Origin of the sequence: Clostridium sp. B9, assembly GCF_050509515.1 — a bacterium.
GTDB lineage: Bacteria > Bacillota > Clostridia > Clostridiales > Clostridiaceae > Sarcina.
Genome location: NZ_JBNWKA010000003.1, coordinates 208094 through 230744, shown reverse-complemented (window position 1 = coordinate 230744; position 22651 = coordinate 208094). Strand labels below are relative to the sequence as shown.

General features: G+C 28.6%; 19 protein-coding genes. 2 read left to right on the top strand and 17 right to left on the bottom strand.

Annotation, left to right across the window (positions count from 1 at the left end):
- Positions 1-67: 67 nt before the first annotated feature.
- From uidA to ACQZHJ_RS01115, 6 genes are all read right to left on the bottom strand, one after another.
- Complete coding sequence (gene uidA, locus ACQZHJ_RS01140; protein WP_430483718.1) at positions 68-1867, bottom strand: beta-glucuronidase; 1800 nt, start codon at positions 1865-1867, stop codon at positions 68-70.
- Between the two features lie 71 nt (positions 1868-1938).
- Positions 1939-2964: a PfkB family carbohydrate kinase gene (locus ACQZHJ_RS01135; RefSeq protein WP_430483717.1), complete on the bottom strand. Its 1026-nt coding sequence runs from the start codon at positions 2962-2964 to the stop codon at positions 1939-1941.
- Between the two features lie 28 nt (positions 2965-2992).
- Complete coding sequence (locus ACQZHJ_RS01130; RefSeq protein ID WP_430483716.1) at positions 2993-3838, bottom strand: HAD family hydrolase; 846 nt, start codon at positions 3836-3838, stop codon at positions 2993-2995.
- 383 nt (positions 3839-4221) lie between these two features.
- The gene (locus ACQZHJ_RS01125; protein ID WP_430483715.1) at positions 4222-4773 is read right to left on the bottom strand and encodes an RNA 2'-phosphotransferase; all 552 of its coding nucleotides are present in this window, start codon (positions 4771-4773) and stop codon (positions 4222-4224) included.
- Positions 4774-5589: 816 nt separating this feature from the next.
- Positions 5590-7146 (bottom strand): ABC-F family ATP-binding cassette domain-containing protein, encoded by a 1557-nt coding sequence (locus ACQZHJ_RS01120; protein WP_430483714.1) that lies wholly within the window; start codon positions 7144-7146, stop codon positions 5590-5592.
- Between the two features lie 280 nt (positions 7147-7426).
- Positions 7427-7552, bottom strand: a complete 126-nt coding sequence (locus ACQZHJ_RS01115; RefSeq protein ID WP_430483713.1) for a hypothetical protein — start codon at positions 7550-7552, stop codon at positions 7427-7429.
- 759 nt (positions 7553-8311) lie between these two features.
- On the opposite strand from ACQZHJ_RS01115, the gene ACQZHJ_RS01110 reads away from it, so the two are divergent.
- The gene (locus ACQZHJ_RS01110) at positions 8312-8857 is read left to right on the top strand and encodes a 2'-5' RNA ligase family protein (RefSeq protein ID WP_430483712.1); all 546 of its coding nucleotides are present in this window, start codon (positions 8312-8314) and stop codon (positions 8855-8857) included.
- 209 nt (positions 8858-9066) lie between these two features.
- Here the strand turns inward: ACQZHJ_RS01110 and rbr are convergent, their stop codons facing one another.
- From rbr to ACQZHJ_RS01085, 5 genes are all read right to left on the bottom strand, one after another.
- Complete coding sequence (gene rbr / locus ACQZHJ_RS01105; RefSeq protein WP_430483711.1) at positions 9067-9654, bottom strand: rubrerythrin; 588 nt, start codon at positions 9652-9654, stop codon at positions 9067-9069.
- 684 nt (positions 9655-10338) lie between these two features.
- Complete coding sequence (locus ACQZHJ_RS01100) at positions 10339-11262, bottom strand: CPBP family intramembrane glutamic endopeptidase (RefSeq protein ID WP_430483710.1); 924 nt, start codon at positions 11260-11262, stop codon at positions 10339-10341.
- A gap of 672 nt (positions 11263-11934) precedes the next feature.
- A complete protein-coding gene (locus tag ACQZHJ_RS01095) occupies positions 11935-13170 on the bottom strand; it encodes a competence/damage-inducible protein A (protein WP_430483709.1) in 1236 nt (411 codons plus the stop codon).
- A gap of 283 nt (positions 13171-13453) precedes the next feature.
- Positions 13454-13783 carry a hypothetical protein gene (locus ACQZHJ_RS01090; RefSeq protein ID WP_430483708.1) on the bottom strand — a complete coding sequence of 110 codons (330 nt, stop codon included), beginning with the start codon at positions 13781-13783 and terminating at the stop codon, positions 13454-13456.
- Between the two features lie 10 nt (positions 13784-13793).
- Positions 13794-14351 carry an EndoU domain-containing protein gene (locus ACQZHJ_RS01085; protein ID WP_430483707.1) on the bottom strand — a complete coding sequence of 186 codons (558 nt, stop codon included), beginning with the start codon at positions 14349-14351 and terminating at the stop codon, positions 13794-13796.
- A 425-nt stretch (positions 14352-14776) separates the two neighbouring features.
- Between ACQZHJ_RS01085 and ACQZHJ_RS01080 the strand changes: the two genes are divergently transcribed.
- A complete protein-coding gene (locus tag ACQZHJ_RS01080; protein ID WP_430483706.1) occupies positions 14777-15646 on the top strand; it encodes a DMT family transporter in 870 nt (289 codons plus the stop codon).
- A 520-nt stretch (positions 15647-16166) separates the two neighbouring features.
- On the opposite strand, the gene ACQZHJ_RS01075 is transcribed toward ACQZHJ_RS01080, so the two are convergent.
- The 6 genes from ACQZHJ_RS01075 to ACQZHJ_RS01050 all read right to left on the bottom strand — a co-directional run bounded on the left by ACQZHJ_RS01075 (position 16167) and on the right by ACQZHJ_RS01050 (position 22560).
- The gene (locus tag ACQZHJ_RS01075; RefSeq protein ID WP_430483705.1) at positions 16167-16325 is read right to left on the bottom strand and encodes a hypothetical protein; all 159 of its coding nucleotides are present in this window, start codon (positions 16323-16325) and stop codon (positions 16167-16169) included.
- A gap of 152 nt (positions 16326-16477) precedes the next feature.
- The gene (locus ACQZHJ_RS01070) at positions 16478-17509 is read right to left on the bottom strand and encodes a YeiH family protein (RefSeq protein WP_430483704.1); all 1032 of its coding nucleotides are present in this window, start codon (positions 17507-17509) and stop codon (positions 16478-16480) included.
- 335 nt (positions 17510-17844) lie between these two features.
- Positions 17845-19818: an FtsX-like permease family protein gene (locus tag ACQZHJ_RS01065; protein ID WP_430483703.1), complete on the bottom strand. Its 1974-nt coding sequence runs from the start codon at positions 19816-19818 to the stop codon at positions 17845-17847.
- Complete coding sequence (locus ACQZHJ_RS01060; RefSeq protein WP_430483702.1) at positions 19808-20578, bottom strand: ABC transporter ATP-binding protein; 771 nt, start codon at positions 20576-20578, stop codon at positions 19808-19810. The genes ACQZHJ_RS01065 and ACQZHJ_RS01060 overlap by 11 nt, the downstream gene beginning before the upstream one ends.
- A gap of 297 nt (positions 20579-20875) precedes the next feature.
- Positions 20876-21889 carry a sensor histidine kinase gene (locus ACQZHJ_RS01055; RefSeq protein WP_430483701.1) on the bottom strand — a complete coding sequence of 338 codons (1014 nt, stop codon included), beginning with the start codon at positions 21887-21889 and terminating at the stop codon, positions 20876-20878.
- The gene (locus ACQZHJ_RS01050) at positions 21886-22560 is read right to left on the bottom strand and encodes a response regulator transcription factor (protein ID WP_430486845.1); all 675 of its coding nucleotides are present in this window, start codon (positions 22558-22560) and stop codon (positions 21886-21888) included. The genes ACQZHJ_RS01055 and ACQZHJ_RS01050 overlap by 4 nt, the downstream gene beginning before the upstream one ends.
- Between the last annotated feature and the right edge of the window lie 91 nt (positions 22561-22651).

Sequence of the window (22651 nt, the reverse complement as noted above, 5' to 3'; positions counted from 1 at the left end):
ATTATAACATAAAAAAAATTAGGTATACATTATATACCTAATTTAAAAAATAAAATTTAATAAAATTTTATTTTTTATATCCAAATTCCGGTATATTTCTCCATCTTTCACGTAAAGAATGTGCTATCATTTTAGGCTTTCTTTCTCTAGTAAATATACCCTTTTTATTTCCTTGAACTCTTATAATGCCCTGACTTGTAGCAAAATCAGCAAAATTCCACACTTGCTCCCCAACAAAGTTTTTGCATTTATCTATAACCTCATGGTTTGCTTTATAATATTCTACTTGGTATTCTTCAGTAAACATAACTGGAACTGTGTCATGAAGCCCTGCAACAGTATCTGCTCCATATTCAGTAAACATTATAGGAGTATTAGGACATCTCTCTTCCCATCCTTTTAATTCATCATCTAACATTCTCTTAGCTTCCTCTAAATCTCCTCCAGCTACATACCATCCATAGTATCTATTTAAACATAATACATCTACTATGTCTCCAACCTTGCACTTATCTGGTGTAGACATTAAATAAGTAACTACAGTAACAGGTCTCTTTTGTGGATCTAATTCTTTTGTTAATTTTATTAACGGTTCAAAATATTCTTTTGCTCCTTCTGAATCTGAATCTGGCTCATTTGCTACAGACCACATTACAACACATGGATGATTCTTATCTCTTGCAACTAGCTCTCTTAAAATTCTTTCATGAGCTTCTTTAGTTCCAATTTCTTGCCATGTATCTCTCTTAATACTATCGCCATTAAGAAGTGTTGCCATAAAATTCAGATGTAACCCAACAGCTGGTGTCTCATCAATTACAACTATTCCCTCTCTATCTGCAAGTCTCATTATTTCTTCAGAATATGGATAATGAGCTGTTCTGAAAGAATTTGCTCCAATCCATTTCATTAAGTTAAAGTCTTTTATATTTACAGCTTCATTTATTCCTCTTCCATTAACATAAGAATCTTCATGTTTACCAAAACCCTTAAAATAAAAAGGTTTATTATTGATTAAGAATTTTCCGTCTTTTACTTCAACAGTTCTTACTCCAAATTCCTCAGAATAAGTATCAACAATTTCTTCACAATTTACCAAATCTACTTTTAACTTATAAAGATATGCATTCATAGGCTCCCATAAATGAACATTATTTATAGTAAGCTTTCCTGTCTCTCCTACATCTTCTGCAATTATATTATTTTCTTCATCAATTATAGTTACTTTAACATTACCTTCACCCACAGTTTTTACTTCATAGTTAACATATCCATTGTTTTCTTCAAAATCTGTAACAATAGTTATATCTTCTATATAATTCTTTGGTGTCGTATATATTTTAACTGGTCTGTGTATACCTGCATAGTTAAAGAAATCAAAGTTAACTGAATTTTTTATAGTTTTTTTCCCATTTACTTCTACTTCTTTTACTAACCCTACTGGTAAAGTAGTTTCATCAATTATATTATTTACTGCTACAGTTAATCTATTTTCACCTGTTACCAATAAATTATTTATCTCAGCCTCAAAAGGAGTAAATCCACCCTTATGTTCAACTAATAATTGTCCATTTAAATACACCTTTGCTTCATGTGTTGCTGATCCAAATCTTAATACTATTCTTTCATTAAGTAATGTTTTAGGAATAGTAAAATTTCTTTCATACCATACCCATCCAACATGATCTCTAACCTCTTGACTTTCTACTAAATCATTATATGATGATGGTACAGCCATCTCTATAGTATCTTTTAATGGTGTTTTACTTAACTCTTCTGTTAAACTATTTCCCTCATTTAATTTAAATTTCCAGATTCCATTTAAGTCTATTAATTGTCTTGATTCTGTCATTATTGGATATAACATATTAATTCCTCCTAAAATATAAATTTTCAACCCTTTTTATTTATTATAAATTATAAAAATATATAAATTTATTATCTTTTTACATTACATAATCCATTATCTATAACTGAATTAATAGTATCTTCATCAATTATATTTATATCACCTATTATTGAATGCTTTAATGAACTAGCACATGTCCCAAATTCTATAATTCTTTCCTTTGGCATCTCATTTAAAATTCCATGTAATACTCCTGCTGTAAATGCATCTCCGCCACCAACTCTATCTAATATATCAAAAGTATATGAGTTTGATTTTAATAATTCCTTTCCATTAAATAGGTATCCTTTTAAGGTATTATTATTAATTGAATTTACATTTCTTCGAGTACACGCCGCATATCTTAAGTTTGGATATTTTTTAAATAGTATTTCATAGTGATATTGTAACTTTTCCTCGAAATCCAAGTTGTTATCCTCAAATTTTAATATATTAACCATATCTAGATATCCTAAAAAAGCAAAATCTATATACGGTAATATTTCTTCTAATACTTCTTTAGCTTCATCTATAGACCATAATTTTGATCTATAATTTGAATCATAAGAAACTAAAATTCCTTGTTTTTTGCATTCCTTTGAAATCTCTATTATAAGTTTCTTTAAATCACTACTTAAAGCTGGAGTTATTCCTGATAGATGAACAATTCCAACACCTTTTAACATATTCTCTACGTTAAATTCATCTTTTGATGCCATAGCTATTGCAGAATATTTTCTATCATATATAACTTCAGTACTTCTAAGACCATGTCCAATTTCAGAATAGTATACTCCTAATCTACCTTCCCCTACTACAACATAGTTTACATCAACATTATAGCCTCTAAACTTGCTAATAACCTTCTTTCCTAGATAATTATCAGGAAGTTTAGTTACAAATTTAGTATCATGTCCTAATATAGCAAGACTTGCTATTACATTTGCTTCTCCCCCGGAATATACAGCTTCAAAGGAATTTGCTTGTATTATTTTTTGGTTATTAGGAGGAGTAAGCCTTAACATTATCTCCCCAAATCCCAAAACCTTTTTACTTCTAAATCCTAACTCCCTCATCCTTATTCTATCCCCTTGTTAAATAGCTTTATTTAGATAAATTTGTCTTAAATTCATCTATAACTTTCTCTTGGTATTCACCATAATATAAATTGCTAGTAAATCTTTCTAAAACATCCGTAGTAAATCTGCTCCATGATTCTTTTTCTTTTCTAACCATTATTGGATAATATAAAGCTTCATTTTCTTCAGCCGCTTTAAGATCTCCTAAAGCATCTCCAACCATTAATACATTATTTCTACTGTATCCTTTTTCAATAAGTTTGTTTATACAATAAGCTTTTGATCCAATATTTTGAGTTAAAACTATATCAACATTTTCTAAAAGACCATGTTTATTCCACTCATCTAAAACTGCCTTTTCATTGGCAGATGAAACTATTGCTATATCTGCAACTTTTTTAGCCGATATAATGGCTTCTTCTACCCCTTCAAATGGGCGCTTTTCATCATCACTTAATAAATCAATTGATTTATTTACTGACTTAGACCATTCTAAAGCCTTTTTTGCACAAATATTATTTGTTTTTTCTATTTCAGTTTCTAAGGATTCATTTGAAAGCTCCTTAGTTTCTTCAACCCATCTTATAAATTCATCCAATCCTTCTATTGTTGTGTGTTTTTCATTAATTTCTATAAGTGCTACTGCTAACCCTTTAAATCTATTTATTCCTCTAGTTAATGTATAAAGATTAACTTCATTCCATCTCACTAATATAGTTTCTTTCCACTCTTCAAGATTCCATTCTCTTATCATACATGGTCCAAAGCACTTTATATGCTTTATATCCATAGTATCTATTGCACATCCATCAGAATCTATACAAATTAAAAAGTCTTTTTGCTTATTAAATTCACTTAAAATATTACTCATTTATTCCACCTACTATTAGTTATTTTAAGACTTCTTTGTAGTTAGTATTAATACTTTTACTTGAACATTATATTTTATTTAGTAGTTTGATTTTAATAATAAAATCCACCCCTCAACTAGTATACTAGCATATTAGTATTTTGATTTCAATCACCTTTAAATCTATTTAATTATTTGTACATAAAATAAATGCAAGTAAATTAGATAATATAATTTACTTGCATTCATATATTTACTATTTTCATAATTATCTTTATTTTTTTATTCATTAGCACTTTTACAATCTATACATATTTTTGGCTCATGTTTAACGCTCTATTCTTTATATAACTTATATAATCCCCCACTTAATACGGCTACTGAGCTTTCTATATAATTCGTTGTTAATCCACTCTTAATTCTTTTACATATTCTACCGGTACATAATCACAAAGCCATACATTATTATTAGATAAATAAAACTTAATCCCTTTATTAAACATACTTTCTGCATCTATTTCTAAAACAACTAAATCTCCATGTCTTTTACCTACAATACTTGCTGTTTCTAAATCCCTTGATAAATGAACATATTGTCTTTCCTTTTTTATAAGTCCATTTTTTAAAATAGAATCTAAAAATTTTCTTCCTGTACCATGATATAATTTATTAGGTGGCTTAATAGCTTGTAATTCTAGATTTACAGGAATTGAATGACCTTGATTGGCTCTTATCTTGCTTTTCTCTTCATTAAAAGAATACCTTTGTTTTGAGTCTTCCATAACTATTCTTTCTAAGTCGTCCATATTAAAGCCTTCATAAGATTTATTTAACCCATTTATCAAATCTGAAACATTTAAATACCCATACTCATCTAACTTTAATCCGATTTCTTCTGGTTTATGTCTTAATATTAAACTTATATATTTACTTATCTTTGTATCACTATTTTTCATACTCAATTGCCCCTTATTTTATATGATATTTTTAACTTAGGCTCTGTTTTAAGTGAGTGTTGCTTTCTAGCTATATCTTCAGACCTAACTTAATTTATATTTAGAAATCAACACTGGTCTAAGACAGAGCCTTTAACTTAAACTAATAAAATACTTATTAAATTATCTTCAAAAATAGGTTTTAACTTCTTCATATCATTGCTTTTTCATAATAGAATTCTATCATAAATAGCTCTCTTAAATTGCTTAAACTATGTAAAATTCATCTCTAAATCTCATTTTCAAGAGTCTTGTGACGGACTTTGACGGACCTGTGACGGACTTTTCAAAAAAACAGCACCCCTCAAACCCTTGATATACCTTAATTATGACGGACTTTGCCTAAAATGACGGACTTTTTCTATTTCTATATATATACATATAATATATTTTCTGTTTATATATAATAATATTATTTTTTTCTGTATACTGTCTCAATAGGAAAAGTCCGTCAACTCCGTCACAAGCATTGATATCACTAGAAAAACTCCGGTTTTAAGTCCGTCACAACTCCGTCACCAAAACATAAAAGTCCGTCACAATTAATAAATTTAATAACCATTTTAATTATATTTTATCTTATTAACTCCATTAAAACCTCTGCTACTTTTTTAGCAAAACCCAAAGGATAATCAATTGACCGGAAATAAATATACATAAGTCTTAGATTATCAAATAACCAAAGTTTGTTAATCCACATTTAGTTAAGGCACTTCTTAAAAATTTCCTAGTACATAAAAAAGAGTTAGCTTTTACGCCAACTCTTTTACCATGTTTTTACACAATCTTAGTTGTCCACTCTTCACAATTCCATACATCTGTTACTACATCTCTATAGAATTCAGGTTCATGGCAAACTAAAAGTATGCTTCCTTTATATTCTTTTATTGCTCTCTTTAATTCATCCTTAGCTTCAACGTCTAAGTGGTTTGTAGGCTCGTCTAGGATAAGTATGTTTGTTTCTTTGTTTATTAGTTTACAAAGTCTTACCTTAGCTTGTTCTCCCCCACTTAATACGGCTACTGAGCTTTCTATGTGCTTAGTTGTTAATCCACATTTAGCTAGTGCGCTTCTTACCTCATATTGAGTGTATCCAGGGAACTCTTGCCATACTTCTTCTATACATGAGTTATAGTTTGCTTCTTTTATCTCTTGCTCGAAGTATCCTATGCTTTGGTAATCTCCTGTTTCAACCTCTCCACTTATTGGTTTAATTAATCCCATTAAGCTTTTTAGAAGTGTTGATTTTCCAAGTCCGTTAGCTCCAACTAAAGCTATCTTCTGTCCTCTTTCCATTCTTAGGTTTAGAGGCTTACATAGCGGCTCATCATATCCTATTACTAAATCTCTTGCTTCAAATATTAACTTTCCTGAAGTTCTTCCTTGCTTAAAGTTGAACTCTGGTTTTGGTTTTTCTCCTGCAAGTTCTATTCTATCAATTTTATCTAATTTCTTTTGTCTAGCTCTTGCCATACCTGTTGTAGCAACTCTAGCCTTATTTCTAGCAACGAAGTCTTCTAGTTTAGCAATCTCAGCTTGTTGTCTTTCATAAGCAGCCTCTAATTGCTTCTTATTTGCTTCATATACTCTTCTGAAATTATCATAATCTCCTGTGTATCTAGTTAATGCTCTATTTTCAACATGGTAGATTACATTTACTACGCTATTTAAGAATGGAATATCATGTGATATTAATATAAATGCATTCTCATATCCTATTAAGTAGTTCTTAAGCCAAGCTATATGCTCCTCATCAAGATAGTTTGTAGGCTCGTCTAAAAGTAATATGTCTGGTGTTTCTAATAAAAGTTTAGCTAATAAAACCTTAGTTCTTTGTCCACCACTTAAATCAGTAACATCTTTATCTAATCCTACATCTCTAAGTCCAAGACCTGCAGCAACCTCTTCAACCTTAGCATCTATCATATAAAATCCATTATGATCTAACATATCTTGAATAGTAGCAGTTCTCTCTAATGCCTTAGTCATCTCATCTTCAGACATCTCACCCATTCTCTCATAAAGACCATTCATCTCTATCTCCATATCAAATAGATATTGGAATGCTCCTCTTAAAACATCTCTTATGCTTTTTCCCTTTTCAAGTTCAGCATGCTGATCCATGTAACCAACTCTAACCTTATTGCTCCATTGAATATTTCCTTCGTCTGGCATAAGTTTACCTGTTATTATATTCATGAAAGTTGACTTACCTTCTCCATTAGCTCCAATAAGACCAACGTGCTCCCCCTTTAAAAGTCTGAAAGAAACATCTTCAAATATAGCTCTATCTCCAAAGCCATGATTAATATTTTTTACTATTAAAACACTCATGTAACTTAAATCTCTCCTTATTATCAATATAAATTTATACTAAAAACTATTAACTAGCCTAATGCTAGAAATTTAATTTCTCTATACTAACTTAAATTATATTTTTATTAACTGTTAAACCCTCTATTTTTCTACTGCTCTACTTAAGAGTTAACTCTTATTTTAAACATAATCTAACTTAAAAATCATTATGTAAATCTCCTAATACAAGCTGGAATTCTTCTACTCAAGCCTCTCAAAAGTTTGCACCTTTAGAAATCCAACTATATAGACAAACTAATTAAAAGAATAATTGACCACCAACAAATATAATTAGGGCTAAAACACAAATTCCAACTATGTTATATAATACTGATGATTTTTTTGATTTTTTCTTGTTTAATCTACTTACTCTACTTTCTACCATTTCCCTATTCCACCTTTTTAAAAATTTTTATATAAAAAATTATTTCAAATTTAAATATGCACATTATATATAGTATATTATCTCAGATTACTTTTTCAAATATATTTTTCTTTCCACCAAACAAAATTCATTCCTTATTTACTCTTAATTTACTCACAAAAAATTCTATTTCATTTCTGTCCTCAATAAACTAATATATACTTACCCTATTTATAACGTTCCTCTTTTTTCTCCACTAATGTTATAATATTAATAAGACAGCATGTATACTACTACTTAATATAAATTAGGAGGTTTTTACATGAAAACTTTATTTAAATTCAATTTTCTATTTTCTATTATTTTTGCTTGTTTGAGTATATTTATTATTACAAGCACAGCAATGTCATCTTTCAATTTAATTCCAGAATCAATATATACTTACACTAACGGATTCAGCTTTTTATTTGCTCCAGTTTTAACACTTTTAAACCTATTAAATTTTCTATCATATTTATATTTAAAAGAATCAAACAAGATTTCAATTTCAATTAAAACATCTAAGATTTTTTTAATAACAACCGGCTTATCCTTTTTACCTTTCTTAGGTTTTATAAGCATAATACACTATTTTGGATTCTGATATATCTCTTATATACTTTTAAATCATACATTACACAAATTAAATAAATAGCAGGTTTTCACCTCAACTTTATATCTATGATATAATAAATTATAAACTTGGTATAAATTTGTACATTTAGAAGAAAGGGGTTATTTATGCTATATTATTTAGTTGCATTATTTGATAAAGATTCCTATGCTTTAATAAAGCCATTACAAGAATCTCTATCTGATGAATATAAGCTATATGACCATCTCCCGATGCTTCATATTACCCTAGCTGTAATTGAAGATCCTGATATGGATAAATTAAATGAGATTGTTAAAAACACTTTAAAATCATATAAAAAATTTGATGTACATTTAAATGGAGTTATCTGCTTTGGTGATCCATATAAGTCAGTAAACCTTAAGGTTGATGAGGAAAGTGGCATAATAAAAAATTTATCTAGAACTCTTTATGATAATTTAACAAGAGAAGGCTTCAAACTGACATCTTGTCCTGATACATGGCAACTTCATGTTTCAATAGCCAATCCTTACTTTGCCCAAAGAATATGGGGAGAGGATGAGTTTGAATCTGCTTGCACTAAACTAGATAAAGATGGTTTCAATAAAGAGCTTCTAATAGATGACATTCAATTTTGGAGACCAATTAATGATGAAAGTAAAATGGTAGTCTTTGATTATCCATTAAAATAAAACATATAAATGAATTAAATCTTATAAATCAAAGGGATTATGTCATAACTTGATATAATCCCTTTTTTTAATAAGTAAAACGAAAAGGTGTAAGCTTATCTTACAAGGCTACTAGCTTTGTAGAGTAAACTTACACCTACTAGGGTTATATAAATATTTATTAACTTAATCCATAAAAATGGCTAGAGTAATATTTTAAATTCTTAATCTTAGTAGTTTTCATGGAAAACTTCGAAGTAAGCTTGTGGATGTAAACAAGCTGGACATTTGATTGGAGCTTCAGCACCTTCCCATATGAATCCACAGTTTCCACATTTCCATAAAGTTACTTCATCTTTTTTGAATACTTTTCCTTCTTCTATGTTTTTAGCTAATTTAGTAAATCTATTAAAATGAGCTGTTTCAGCTTTAGCTATCATTCTGAAAGCACCAGCTACTTCTGGGAATCCTTCTTCATCAGCTACATCTGCAAATGATGGATAAAGATTACTTAATTCATCATGTTCACCTTCAGCAGCGAATTTTAAGTTAGTTAAAGTATCTGTAGGTAATTCTACTGGATAAGCAGCATTAATTTCTACCATTTCACCTTGTAAATCATCTTTTAAAAATTTATAGAATCTTTTAGCATGTTCTTTTTCATTTTCAGCTGTTTCCATAAATATGTTTGATATTTGAACATATCCTTCTTTTCTAGCTGTACTTGAGAAATAAGTATATCTTGTTCTTGCTTGACATTCTCCAGCGAATGATTTCATTAAGTTTTCTGCAGTTTTAGTTCCTTTTAAACTTTTCATAATAAACCCTCCTACAAATCACTTATTTACCTAAACATGAGATAAACTATTTAAACAAATAAATGATTTCCAATCCTTATTAAATAATAATAGTTATTTCTTACAACTATTATTGTATCACTTTCTCATAAAAGTTCAAGGCTTTTTTAAACATTTTGTAAACTAAAATTAATATTTTCTTTAAAAATATATTCCTAATAAATAATTCAATAATCTTATTAGGGTATAATAAAACTAAGATATTTAATATAAAACTACATATCTGAAAGGAGATTATAAAATGAAAGTAAAAATACATGAAAATACTATAGACTTAATTAAAGATATGCTTTCAAAAAGTGATAAAGATGCCGTAAGAATACAAGCATGTTCTGCTGGCTGAGCAGGTTTAAATATTGAAGTTGTTCTGGATGAACAAAAAGATAATGATGATGTTGTAATAGATAATGGAATAAAAATTGTTGCAGATAAGAAGATATCTCACTTCTTTACTGATGCAACACTAGAATATAAAAACACAATTTTAGGACGTAAATTTAAAGTGTATTAATATGAATAATATTATATTTTTTGGTTAATACTATAAATAGCTTAATACACTCTTAAGTTAACCACACAACTAAATAGAAAAAGAGCTGTCATTCCCAAGACAGCTCTTTTTTATATTTTTAAGCTATTTTATTCTTAAATCGCAAAGAAGAATGTATACACTATAAATACTAAAACACTTAGTACAAATGGTATATTTATTACTTTCTCTTCTTTATATGAAACTCTTGTTGCCACATCTAACTCATCTAAAGTTATATTTAAGTTTCTCTTCTCCATTTTTCTTATTAAATAACTTATTAGGAATCCACAAATAATAGCTACAAATAAATAATAGAAGAAAAACTGTATTTTTACTTCTATAGGCATAGTTTGTATAAGATCCATCTGATGAAGAAGATCTTCCATTGGCACACCCTGGCTAGTTATTCTCTGTACTACTAAATTCCATGTGTTAATTGAAAAATGTATTAACATTGATAAGAATATACTTCCTGTAGCTCTTACAACATAAGCTAAAATCATCCCCATAACAGTAGCATATAAAAATTGATGGGCATTTAAATGTAGTATTCCAAACATAAGCCCTGTCATTATAGCAGCTATATGTTTACTTTTAAACTCATATCCTGATAATACAATTCCTCTTATTGTTATTTCTTCAGTTATAGCAGGAGTAACCCCTATAACTAAAATCATTAACCAAAGTGGATATGAATTCATCTGTTCTAACATTATTGCAACATCATTAGTATAAAATAAACTTGATAAATATGAGAAAAATGCCATAACAGGTTGTGATAGTGCTGCTATTAATAATGCAAAAAATACATCTTTTCCTTTTGGTTTCTTAAAACTAAGTACTTTTTTATAATTACTTTTTGTAACCATTATATATATAATTGCTGGTATTATGAAAAATACTCCATGTACTATCATTAAAGTAATTGGCGGAATTATTCCTAGACTAGAAAGTCCTCTTGCCAAATATCCCTGTCCTAATATCGATACAACTAATACGACTAAAAAGTATAAGCTTACTCTAAATATAGGTTTCATACCTACTCTCCCTTCATAAACATAAATTAAAATCTTATTATAATTCCAAATTTAATATGTAAAAACATATTTCTTCATTATAAAATATACCACATTATAACTTATCTTATATTACTAATTAATTAATTTTTGATTTAATCTCATATAACAATATTATTACCTTCTTAAGCATATTATGTAGTTCACTTTGAAATCCATTATGAAATCATAAAAATTTATAGTAACTAATCTTTTCAAAAATCATACTCTATTTATGTATGACATGTATCTTATTGATAAAACTTTCTCCAAATATCTATCCCTAAAAAAATCAAAATATTTTTATATAAATTGTATAAAAAAAATAATACTGTTAATACTATTTACTGAGGCAATAAGCTTCAATCTTATAATAGCCTCTCCCCCATTTTATTTATACTGACAGTTTCGTTAAAGTACGGAATAACGAAACTGTCTCCCCCTTAAAACCCTTATAATGTAATAAATTTTCTTCATGTTTTTCTAGTAGAGAGTATGAGAATACTCTCTTACTTTTTAAGACAAATTAAAATTATTACATGTTTAATGTTAGACATAAAATATCTTTAGATAAATTATTCAACTAATCTAAGCACATATAGAGAAGGTGGATTCACATGAATCCACCTTTTTTACTTATTGATATCCAAATTATTAAATCTTTTCTACTTCTCTTCTTATCCAGTCTAAGACATTCATCATTGTTCTAGTTCTAACTCTTTGTCTTTCCGCCTTAAAGTTAAATTTCTTAACTTTAGTGTTTCCATCTATTGATAGTCCTACATATACTAATCCTACTGGTTTTTCCTCTGTTCCACCGCCTGGCCCAGCTATTCCTGTAGTTGATACCCCTATTCTTGTACCTACATTTTTAGCTATTCCTTCAGCCATCTCTCTAGCACACTCTTCGCTTACCGCTCCAAACTTGTCTAAAGTTTCTTTTTTAACTCCAAGTCTTCTCATTTTAGCATCATTAGAATAAGTAACTGCCCCCTCCATAAACACCTCAGATATTCCTGGATAGTTTATTAAAGCACTTGCCACCATTCCCCCTGTACAAGACTCCGCTGTTGAAATAGTCATTTTCTTATCTACTAATAACTTTCCTACAACTTCTTCTAGAGGAATTTCTCCTTCACCATATATATTATCTCCAAGTCTCTTTCTTATTTCAGCTTCCATTGGCTCAATAAGTTTCTTAGCTTCTTCCTCATCTATTCCCTTAGCTGTAACCCTTAAAATAACATCAACATTTTTTGCATAAGGGGCAACTGTAGGATTTTCGTTATCTAGAAGATCTGAAACTAAATCTTCCATCTTACTTTCTCCAATTCCAAAAACTCTTATAATTTTTGAAACTAATATCCCATCAGTAAACTTACTTAAATAAGGAACAACATGGTTTGTAAACATAGGCTCCATCTCCCTTGGAGGCCCTGGCATAAGTATTATTTTCTTATTATTTGGTCCTTCTAAAATAGCTCCTGGAGCTGTTCCATTAGGATTTGGAAGTATTATTGCTTCCTTAGGGAAATAGCATTGCTTTTTATTGTTTTCTGTCATTTCTAAGTTATTTTTCTTAAAATAATCTTCTAAATCACACAACAATTCATCTCTTAAGCACATTTCCATTCCAAAATATTTTGCTGCCAATTCCTTGCTTAAATCATCCTTAGTTGGCCCTAAACCACCTGTAGTTAATATTACATCACACTCTTCAAAAGCTCTATCAAAGGCTTCTAGAATCCTATCTTGATTATCTCCAACTACTGATTGATGATACACTCCAATTCCTAAATTAGCTAATTCCTTCGATAAAAACTGAGCATTTGAATTAACTATATCTCCTAAAAGTATCTCAGTTCCTATTGCCATTATTTCAGCTTTCAAAAAATCACCTTCTTCTAAATACTAATCTTTTTCAAATATCAAATTCCATTCCATTTTGTTTTACTATTTTTACTTTTATTATTTGTTCTATTCCAATATAATCCTAAATTCTAAAATTTAAAAGTGTTCCCTATTAAAATAATATGCCACTTTTATATCAATGTTTATTCCTGTAACTCTTAAATAACCATACTTCTTTTAGTTATCAATAAATCTATTATAAAAAAACAAACCTCAGTTCAGCACGAAATATATTGTACTTACTGAGGTTTAATACCATTATTTAATTTCTATTTTCAACCCAAAGGTCTACAAATTCTCTAAGCTCTCTTGTTTCTATTATGCATTTATCTCCATCATCAGAAATATTATCATAAATAGTTGTGAAATCTTTTCTTATCTCAACTCCACAAACATTACCATCTATTTCTTCATAGTCACTTTTTCCACTTAGAACATTGTCTATAGCATCATAAACATAAGTTGGATCTGACCCTTGTATATCTGACATTAAAAATTCTGCAACTAATCTTATTTCAGGATCTACAATAATTATTTTTTTCTTTCTTCCACTTTTAAAAGTTATTTCATCAAATTCATAATGATACTTCATAAAATACCTCCTAATAAACTGGGAAAGCTGAAATAATCTTTCCTGTCTTATCATTTATGTACATGCTTATTTCCATACCATCTTTAGTTTCTCCAACATAAGTATTCTTACTACCTTTTACGAATTCTTTATCTTTATAAGCTTCATTGATAGCATCTACAACTTGTTGAGGTGTCCAATCATCTGGGAAAAAGCTTGATTTACCATTGTTAGAAGTTTTCTTAACTCCATCAACTTCTACCTTAGCTGTATAAACCCCTTCTTTATTTGGCTTAGATTTCGTTCCTTCTATAACCTTACCTTTTCCACCTGGAAAATCTTCGTAGTGGAATCCTACAGCTTTTCCTCTACTATTTATCTCCCCTTCTAAAATATGCTCTAAAGCACCATTTTGAAAGTTCTCAACATGCTTTAAGTCTGATATAGAATTTATAGTCTGTTGTTCTGTACTTTTATTATCATTACTTGGCGTACTAACATTATTAGCACTACAACCTGTAAGTATTCCAGCAATTAAGAACACTCCTAGAAATAGTTTAATAAAATTATTCTTTATTATTTTCTTCACCATTCTCTCTCCTTCTTTATCTTTTTTGATTATTTTTAGATAGACCTTATTATACTAAATATTATAATTTTTTTCACTTTTACATTGCTTCAAATTCCTTTATTCCCCTTATTTTGAGGTTTGACCTATAAAACTCTTAATCATATAATAGGTTATGTTTGTGTATTTATGCTAATGTATTTTAATTTATAGAATAAGAAAATTTTTATTCTGTATTCTATTGCCAAGAGTTATAATTCTTGGATCTGTTTTAAACTAATGTTGATTTATAGATAATAGAAACTATTTGTGAAATTAAGTTCCGTCTTAAGATATAGCTAGAAATCAACGCCCACTTAAAACGAAACCTAATTATTAAACTCGATCACATTATAGGGAACATATTTGTCCCACTCAGAGTAAATATTTATATTAAGGAGAAAGAAATGAATTCAAAAACTAGAGGAATTATATTTATGATACTTTCTTCAGCAGCCTTTGCTACTATGAACTTACTTAGCAAGCTAGCTGAAGGAGTTAATTCATATCAAAAGACATTCTTAACAAATGTTGTGGCAACCGTTATCGTTTGTTTTATTATTGGGTATAAAAAAGGCTCTTTCTTTGGTAAAAAAGAAAGTAGAAAATATTTATTTGCAAGAGGTGTTGCTGGAACCTTAGCAATACTTACTAACTACTATGCATTGGATAAAATGTTTTTATCAGATGCAACAATACTTACAAAGCTAGCTCCATTCTTTACGATAATTTTTTCATACTTATTAATAAGCGAAAAAATTACAAAGAAACAAGCTACGCTTTTATTCGTAGCCTTTGGAGGAAGTTTATTTGTAATAAAACCTCAATTTAGTACAGCTGTTATTCCTGCTCTTATAGGAGTTGCCTCAGCTGGATTCGCTGGATTTGCTTACACAATGATCAGAGTATTAGGAAACAAGGAAGATTTCTGGACAATTATACTTTCATTCACAGGAATAGCAACAATAGTTATGTTCCCTTCAATGTTTATGAATACAGAAAACTTAACTTTATTAAATGTAATGTTATTAATTGGTGCAGGTATAGCATTTACTCTAGGACAAGTAGCTCTAACTATCGCTTATAAAAATGCTCCTGCTTCAGAAATCTCAATGTATGATTACATAGGATTAATAATAGCTGCTATGTACGGATTTGCATTCTTCAGAGAAATACCAGATTTCCTATCATTCTTAGGATATGTAATAATAATTGGAGCATCAATTTTAAATATACTTGGTGGTAAGAAAGCTACTAAAGATTCTCTTAGCTGCTAAATTGAAACTAAAGATATTTTTTAAACTGGTCTGTACTAAAATAACTTTTTAATAAAACTTACAAACAGTATGAAGAGAATATCTAGATGAGCTTTAGAATTTAAGTTATTGTGGAGAAAATATTACGTTAAAAAGCTGAGACTGTTCGAAGCAAAGCAAGTTTCGAAGCTTTAGTAATATTTTTGGAACAATAACTATAAATTCTTAGCGAAATCTAGTAAGTCTCGGAATATGTTTGTAAGTTTTATTATTAAGTTTTGATACACCCAATTAAAACATAGACTAAAGTTAAAAGCCGTGAAAAATTCACGGCTTTTTTGGTTTGTCGAAATATAAAATTATTGTTTGCTAATGAAATCAATTAATTATAAATTTTTATTCAACAAAAATCAATATTAGTTTTTTTGAAATAATGTTATTAAAAAGTTATACTGTATCAAACTGTATAAATTAGAATTCATTTAATAAAACTCACATGGTTATATAACTTTGCAAAAATGAAGTTTTAGTTCTGTTATTTTTATTTCTTATCACACTTTTTATTAAAGATATTTGATACAGATATGGCCACCCCCCCTAAAGCAGCAATATAAATAAGTAATCCTTCTCTAGCTCCAAATCCAATCATATAGCCAAGTCTAGCACACTGCTCAAATCCAAATCTTAAAAAATTATCCATTCACTTCTTCTCCTAATTTAAAAGCTTACTTCTAAGATATGAATCTTTAAAAAATAAAATTCATTATATCAAGAATTCCATATAAACTAAAAAGAAGCATATCAAATTACTAATAAAAGTAAATTCAATACACTTCCTTTAAAGGATGATTTTTATTTTATAAACATGCTAATCAATGATATAGCAAAAATTATTTGGCATATTCCAACGATTCCACCATAAAGCATTGCTTTAGGTCCTTCTTTAACTAAGTCACCAATTTTAACTCTCATACCTATACCGGCTAAAGCTATAATCTCAAAGTTTGAACTTACCCATTTAAAAGCATGTCCAACATTTCCTGGTACAGCTCCTAAAGTATTTAAAATACAAACTATAAAGAAACCTGTTATAAACCATGGTATATGTACTTTATGAGTTGGTTTATGATGATGTTTTATTTCCTCTTTGTTTTCTTCATCTACCTCTATCTTTGCAAATATTAAAACAACTACAACTAAGAAAATTATTCTTATTATTTTAAATACTGTAGCCATTTCAACTACTGGATCTCCAATAAACTTTGCTGATCCTATAACTTGTCCAACAGATTGAAGAATTCCTCCCATTAAAGCAGAAGATTGAAGCACGTCATTATTATAAAATATAGCTGTTATAACAGGTAAAAGAATCATTAATATTGTTCCTGTTACATTTACTATTGTGATTGCTATAACCTTATCTGAATCCTTCGCCTTTACAACTGGGGCAACTGACCCAATAGCAGAAGATCCACATACAGCATTACCTGCTGACATTAATAAAGAATACTTCTGATTAAAGCCAAGCCTTCTACCTAAAAAGTAAGTTGTTGTTATTGTTAAAGCCATTAATATAGCTATGTACAGAACTCCTTGAATCCCTAAATTCATTATATCCATAATGTTTAGAGAAGCTCCCATTAATACTATTGAATAGTTTAATAAGTCCTTTTCTGAGAACTTTGTTCCCTCATCGTATTTACCACTCTTAAAAAAAGTATTTCCTGCAAAAATACCTATGAATATAGCAAATGTAGCAGCCCCTATAGTTGGAAACTTTTTACCTAAAGCTTCAGAAATCATTCCTATAATTAAACAAATTATAAGACCTGGTATTATCTTCTTCGCTTTATTTTTTATGCTATATGTATTTTTAAATTGCATTAATTCACCTCATTTACTTGCTCTATCCCTAAAGTAAGTAAAACTTTATCATTCGTTATTACTTTCTCTTGTTATTGTTATTATATAGTCTTTATTATATAAGTAAAAATACTTATTTTTTATATATTAGATAAGTATTTAGTTATTATAACTTTTCTAATTGGTAGAATAATTAATTCTTATCTATCTGTTTTATTTGGTGTTTTAAGATGATTAAAACTATTTAAAACCAATAAACAACCTAACTTGTCTAGAATTATAAAAAAATAAAAAGAGCAGTAAATAAACTCATATAGTCTATTTACTGCTCTACTAACTTTTTATATCACCATATATTAATATTTCTCGCTTATATTTTTCTTTGCACTTAAATATGTTGCTAAGAAATATCCACCATAAATAACAACTAATATTACAGCTGTAAGTATAACATTTGTCACTATACTGCTATCACCAAACAATCTAACAATAGTTGATGAAACTTTTAAACCAACAATTGAATGAACTATGGCTAATGAAAGTGGCAGCATAAAGTAAATTCCTATTTGAGTAAATAACGCTTTATTTATCATGCTATCATCTACTCCAAGCTCCCTTAAAAGTTTATATCTTTCTACATTTTCTGAAGCTTCTGTAAGCTGTTGAATTGCTAAGACTACTGCTGCTGTCATTATGAAGATTAAGCCAAGATATATTCCTAAATAAGCCATCATAGCTCCCGTTCCAGCTGCATTATCATATACCTCTTCCCTTGACATTCCCCATATATAAACCTCCTCTGTAGCTTTTCTAATCTTTTCTATTTCTTCCTTCTGATTGACCCCATCCTTAAACATAATATTAAATTTGCTCATGTTTGGTTTTAACCCTTCAGTTAAAGAATCATTTACTACAAATATTAAAATATCACCTTTCATTGTGAAATTATTTAAATTTACATTTTTATATTCCTTACTTGCAGGCTCTAGTCTCTTACCTGATATAGTAATTTCTTTATTATCTTTCAATTCCTTATTAACATCTTTTATAAGGTCACTTACATTTCCAACTGCTATATATTGATTATCCTTTAAATCAACTGTTTTTTCTCCAAGCATTTTTAAAGTATCATTATAGCCACTTTCACCCATAACCAATATATCCTTATCATTTGCTACTGGATAAAGACTCTTTCCCTCTTCCATAGCATCCTTTGAAAGAAATTCACTATACTTCACTCCACTATTATATAAAATCATATTTGAATCTTCTTTAGCTATTGAGCTTATATCAATTCCATGATTCTTGAATGCCTCTTCTATGTTTTCTCCCGCATTACTCCAAAAACTAACATCAAAATGACTTAGATTATTTAAATCTGCATTTAAAGCTCTGTTTATTCCTAAGCCACCTGAAAATGTACAAATGGCTAAAAATAGCATCAAGCATATAAATGAAAGTGATATAAATGCTGTGTTAATCTTACTGCTTATTTGCTTCATAACAAACATATTCAAATCTCTAAAATAAATTCTTTTATTGCTTTGTATAACTTTTAAAAAGAAACCTGTTAATGAATAGAAGAATATAAATGTACCAACTGAACCTAGTAGTATTGGTAAACCTACTGCAGAAACTACAGCAATTCCATCATGAAGAACTTTATAATAAGCAGTTCCTATCATTCCGATACTAACTAAAAATAATATTGCTGAAACCCATAAGTTCTTAATTGTTGGCTTTTCATTTTTCTTTGAAGCTGTTAACAGATCTATTAATTTAATCTTTCTTATGCTTAAGAAATTAAAAACTAAAACAACTAAATATATTAAAGAAAAACATAGAACAGTTTTTATAAATCCATTCTTTGAAAATACAAAGGTAAACTTAGTTAAGTCAACTTGAAACATATAGGCAGTTAAAACAGAAAGTCCTTGGGATAAGATAACACCTAAAACTATTCCAACGCCTAAAGATATAACCCCTATAATCAGAGTTTCTAAAAATACCATTCTTGATAAAGTTCCCTTTTCCATTCCAAGAGTTATGTAAACACCAAACTCCTTCTTTCTTCTCTTTATCAAATAATTATTTGCATAAATAATTAAGAAACCCAATACAAAGGCTATGAATACTGAAAAATACCCCATTAAAGTTTCAGCTGCTTCAAAAGCCGACCTTTTTGTTTCACTTAAATTCATCATAATACCTTGAGATTCTATTGAATTAAATGTATAGAATACACATACCCCAAAGATTAGTGTTAAGAAATAAATAACATAGTCTTTATAACTTTTCTTTATATTTTTTCCTATGAGTTTAAAGTACATTATTACTTTCACCTCCAAGAAGAGTTATAACCTCAATTATTCTATTGAAAAACTCTTTCCTTGAATCAGTTCCTTTAATTATCTCATTAAAGATTTTACCGTCTTTTATAAATAAGATTCTATTTGCATAACTTGCTGTAAAAGCATCATGAGTTACCATCATTATTGTTGCATTAAGTTTATTATTCAACTCTTCTAAGCTTTCTAAAAGCATTGTAGCAGCCTTTGAATCTAATGCTCCTGTTGGTTCATCTGCAAGTATTAATGATGGATTAGTAACTATAGCTCTAGCTGAAGCTACCCTTTGTTTTTGTCCACCAGACATTTCATAAGGATACTTATTAAGAACTTCTGTAATATTCAAAGCTTTTGCCATCTCTCTTACTCTCTTATCAATTTCCTTGTTATTAACTCTTTGTATTGTAAGTGCCAATGCTATATTCTCATAAGCTGTTAGTGTATCTAAAAGATTAAAATCTTGAAATATAAATCCAATTCTTTCTCTTCTTAACTTAGATATTTTCTTATCTCCAAGCGTAGTAACATCTTCTCCGTCCAAGTAAATATGTCCACTTGTAACCTTATCTATAGTAGATATACAATTTAAAAGTGTTGTCTTACCACTTCCTGAGGCTCCCATTATTCCAACAAACTCACCTTCTGAAACATTAAAGCTAATATCATTAATAGCCTTTGTAATATTGCCCTTTTTACCATAATACTTCTCTATATTTTGAACCTTCAAAACTTCTTTACCCATACTTTTTCTCTCCTCACTTTAATTTATGTAACTTATTCCTAGCCAAAGATTAATCTTCTTTAATACAAGACTTTAAACTTTATTTTCTCTATACTTAAATTCTATTTCATATTACCAATTCAATCCATAGAACTATATAACACCAAACTAACAAAGTTGTCACATAAAAACTTATTTTATATTTAGGTACTGTTTTTAAGAGAAACTCTTTGCGAAATTAAGTTAAGTCTGAAGATATATCTAGAAATCAATACTTTTAAAACCTAGGCAAAATTAAAAGAGTAGGTTATTACTAACCTACTCAAATATCATCATTTTATTTATAGGAAATACTATTGAAACCTTAGTACCTTCCCCTATTTTTGAAGTCAACCCTATATCAAGTCCAAGCTTATTGCATAGTTTTTTGCAAAGATACAACCCTATACCTGTTGATTTACCAAACTTACGTCCATTCTCACCAGTAAATCCCTTATCAAAAACCTTTAATATATCTTTTTCATCTATTCCGATTCCATTGTCTTCTATATTTAAAATAATATACTTATCTTCTTCTTCACAATATATTTTTAGTTCACTATTACTCTTATTCATATATTTAATTGAGTTTGAAATTATCTGTCCAAGTATAAACTTAATCCATTTACTATCTGAATAAACAGTTTTATCTATATCATAAATATTAATTTTAACTTTATTATTTATCAAAATATCTGCATATGAATTTAAGCACTTTCCTATGCACTCTCTTAAATCCATCTCTTTTATTATATAATCCTTTTCCAAGGTATTACTTCTTGCATAAAATAAAGCTTGTTCTATATAATTATCAATCTTATTTACTTCCTCTTCCATACTCTTAGTCAAAGGTGATTCATTGTTCTCTATTAGAAGCTTACACACCGCAATAGGTGTTTTAACTTCATGAACCCAAAGCTCTATATAGTCTTTATATTCACTATTACTTCTTCTTAAATCACTAATCTCGTCATTCATAGACTTATTACTCTTTGAAATAACATCATATACTAGCTTACTCTCTAAAAATTTACCTTCACTAATAACTTCAGAAATCAAAAACTTCTTATCAAGAGCATCTAAATTCTCATTCAATTCTTTATAATATTCTTTCTTGCGTAAATAATCCCAAATATGAAAAGCTAAAATTCCAATTAAATTTATTAAAATAATAAATACTATAGCAAAACTATCAACATCTAAAGAGTATAATAAAGTAGCAGAAAAAACTAATATAAGCAAGTTTATAGCTATGAATACAATCCTTTCTTTAATAAACTCTTTTAAAATCATATTAATATATACCCTTGCCCTCTTTTAGTCTGTAAATACCCATCAGCTCCTATGCCTTCAAGCTTTCTTCTTAGTCTATTTACATTAACAGTTAGTGTATTATCATCAATAAATTCATTAGTTTGCCATAAAGATTTTATAATATCATCTCTTGAAACAATCTTTCCTTTATTCTTAAGTAACACCTGAAGAATCTTACTTTCATTCTTAGTAAGCTCTTTCTTTTCACACCCAAATTCAACTTCACTAGTAGAAATACTGTACTTTAACCCTCTATATTCAATAAATTCATTTTCTATATTTGAATAACTTCTCTTAAGTATAGCTCCAATCCTAGCTAAAAGTATTTGTGTATTATATGGTTTAGTTATGAAATCATCAGCTCCTAAATTCATACTCATAAGCTCATCCATATCACTTTGTCTACTTGTGACAACAATTATAGGTATATTACTTTTCTTTCTTACTTCTCTACAAATATAGTATCCATCATAATATGGTAAGTTAATATCTAGTAGAACTATATTTGCTTCACTTTTTAAAATTTTATCTACTACATTCTCAAAATCATCTGTAGAATCAACTATATAACCATAACGTTCTAAAAATTTAGAAAGCTCCTCTCTTATCTTAAAATCATCTTCAACAATAAAAATATTATTACTCATGATATTACTCATTCCCCCCTATTAAGCAACTCAACAATAAATTTATATAATTATAACATACATAAGTCAAAGCAAATCCAATTATAGTAACAAT

Excerpts from the sequence above, each read along its gene's own strand:
- uidA (WP_430483718.1), bottom strand. The coding sequence starts at position 1,867 with ATGTTATATCCAATAATGACAGAATCAAGACAATTAATAGACTTAAAT.
- ACQZHJ_RS01135 (WP_430483717.1), bottom strand. The coding sequence starts at position 2,964 with ATGAGGGAGTTAGGATTTAGAAGTAAAAAGGTTTTGGGATTTGGGGAG.
- ACQZHJ_RS01130 (WP_430483716.1), bottom strand. The coding sequence starts at position 3,838 with ATGAGTAATATTTTAAGTGAATTTAATAAGCAAAAAGACTTTTTAATT.
- ACQZHJ_RS01125 (WP_430483715.1), bottom strand. The coding sequence starts at position 4,773 with ATGAAAAATAGTGATACAAAGATAAGTAAATATATAAGTTTAATATTA.
- ACQZHJ_RS01120 (WP_430483714.1), bottom strand. The coding sequence starts at position 7,146 with ATGAGTGTTTTAATAGTAAAAAATATTAATCATGGCTTTGGAGATAGA.
- ACQZHJ_RS01115 (WP_430483713.1), bottom strand. The coding sequence starts at position 7,552 with ATGGTAGAAAGTAGAGTAAGTAGATTAAACAAGAAAAAATCAAAAAAA.
- ACQZHJ_RS01110 (WP_430483712.1), top strand. The coding sequence starts at position 8,312 with ATGCTATATTATTTAGTTGCATTATTTGATAAAGATTCCTATGCTTTA.
- rbr (WP_430483711.1), bottom strand. The coding sequence starts at position 9,654 with ATGAAAAGTTTAAAAGGAACTAAAACTGCAGAAAACTTAATGAAATCA.
- ACQZHJ_RS01100 (WP_430483710.1), bottom strand. The coding sequence starts at position 11,262 with ATGAAACCTATATTTAGAGTAAGCTTATACTTTTTAGTCGTATTAGTT.
- ACQZHJ_RS01090 (WP_430483708.1), bottom strand. The coding sequence starts at position 13,783 with ATGAAGTATCATTATGAATTTGATGAAATAACTTTTAAAAGTGGAAGA.
- ACQZHJ_RS01080 (WP_430483706.1), top strand. The coding sequence starts at position 14,777 with ATGAATTCAAAAACTAGAGGAATTATATTTATGATACTTTCTTCAGCA.
- ACQZHJ_RS01075 (WP_430483705.1), bottom strand. The coding sequence starts at position 16,325 with ATGGATAATTTTTTAAGATTTGGATTTGAGCAGTGTGCTAGACTTGGC.
- ACQZHJ_RS01070 (WP_430483704.1), bottom strand. The coding sequence starts at position 17,509 with ATGCAATTTAAAAATACATATAGCATAAAAAATAAAGCGAAGAAGATA.
- ACQZHJ_RS01065 (WP_430483703.1), bottom strand. The coding sequence starts at position 19,818 with ATGTACTTTAAACTCATAGGAAAAAATATAAAGAAAAGTTATAAAGAC.
- ACQZHJ_RS01060 (WP_430483702.1), bottom strand. The coding sequence starts at position 20,578 with ATGGGTAAAGAAGTTTTGAAGGTTCAAAATATAGAGAAGTATTATGGT.
- ACQZHJ_RS01055 (WP_430483701.1), bottom strand. The coding sequence starts at position 21,889 with ATGATTTTAAAAGAGTTTATTAAAGAAAGGATTGTATTCATAGCTATA.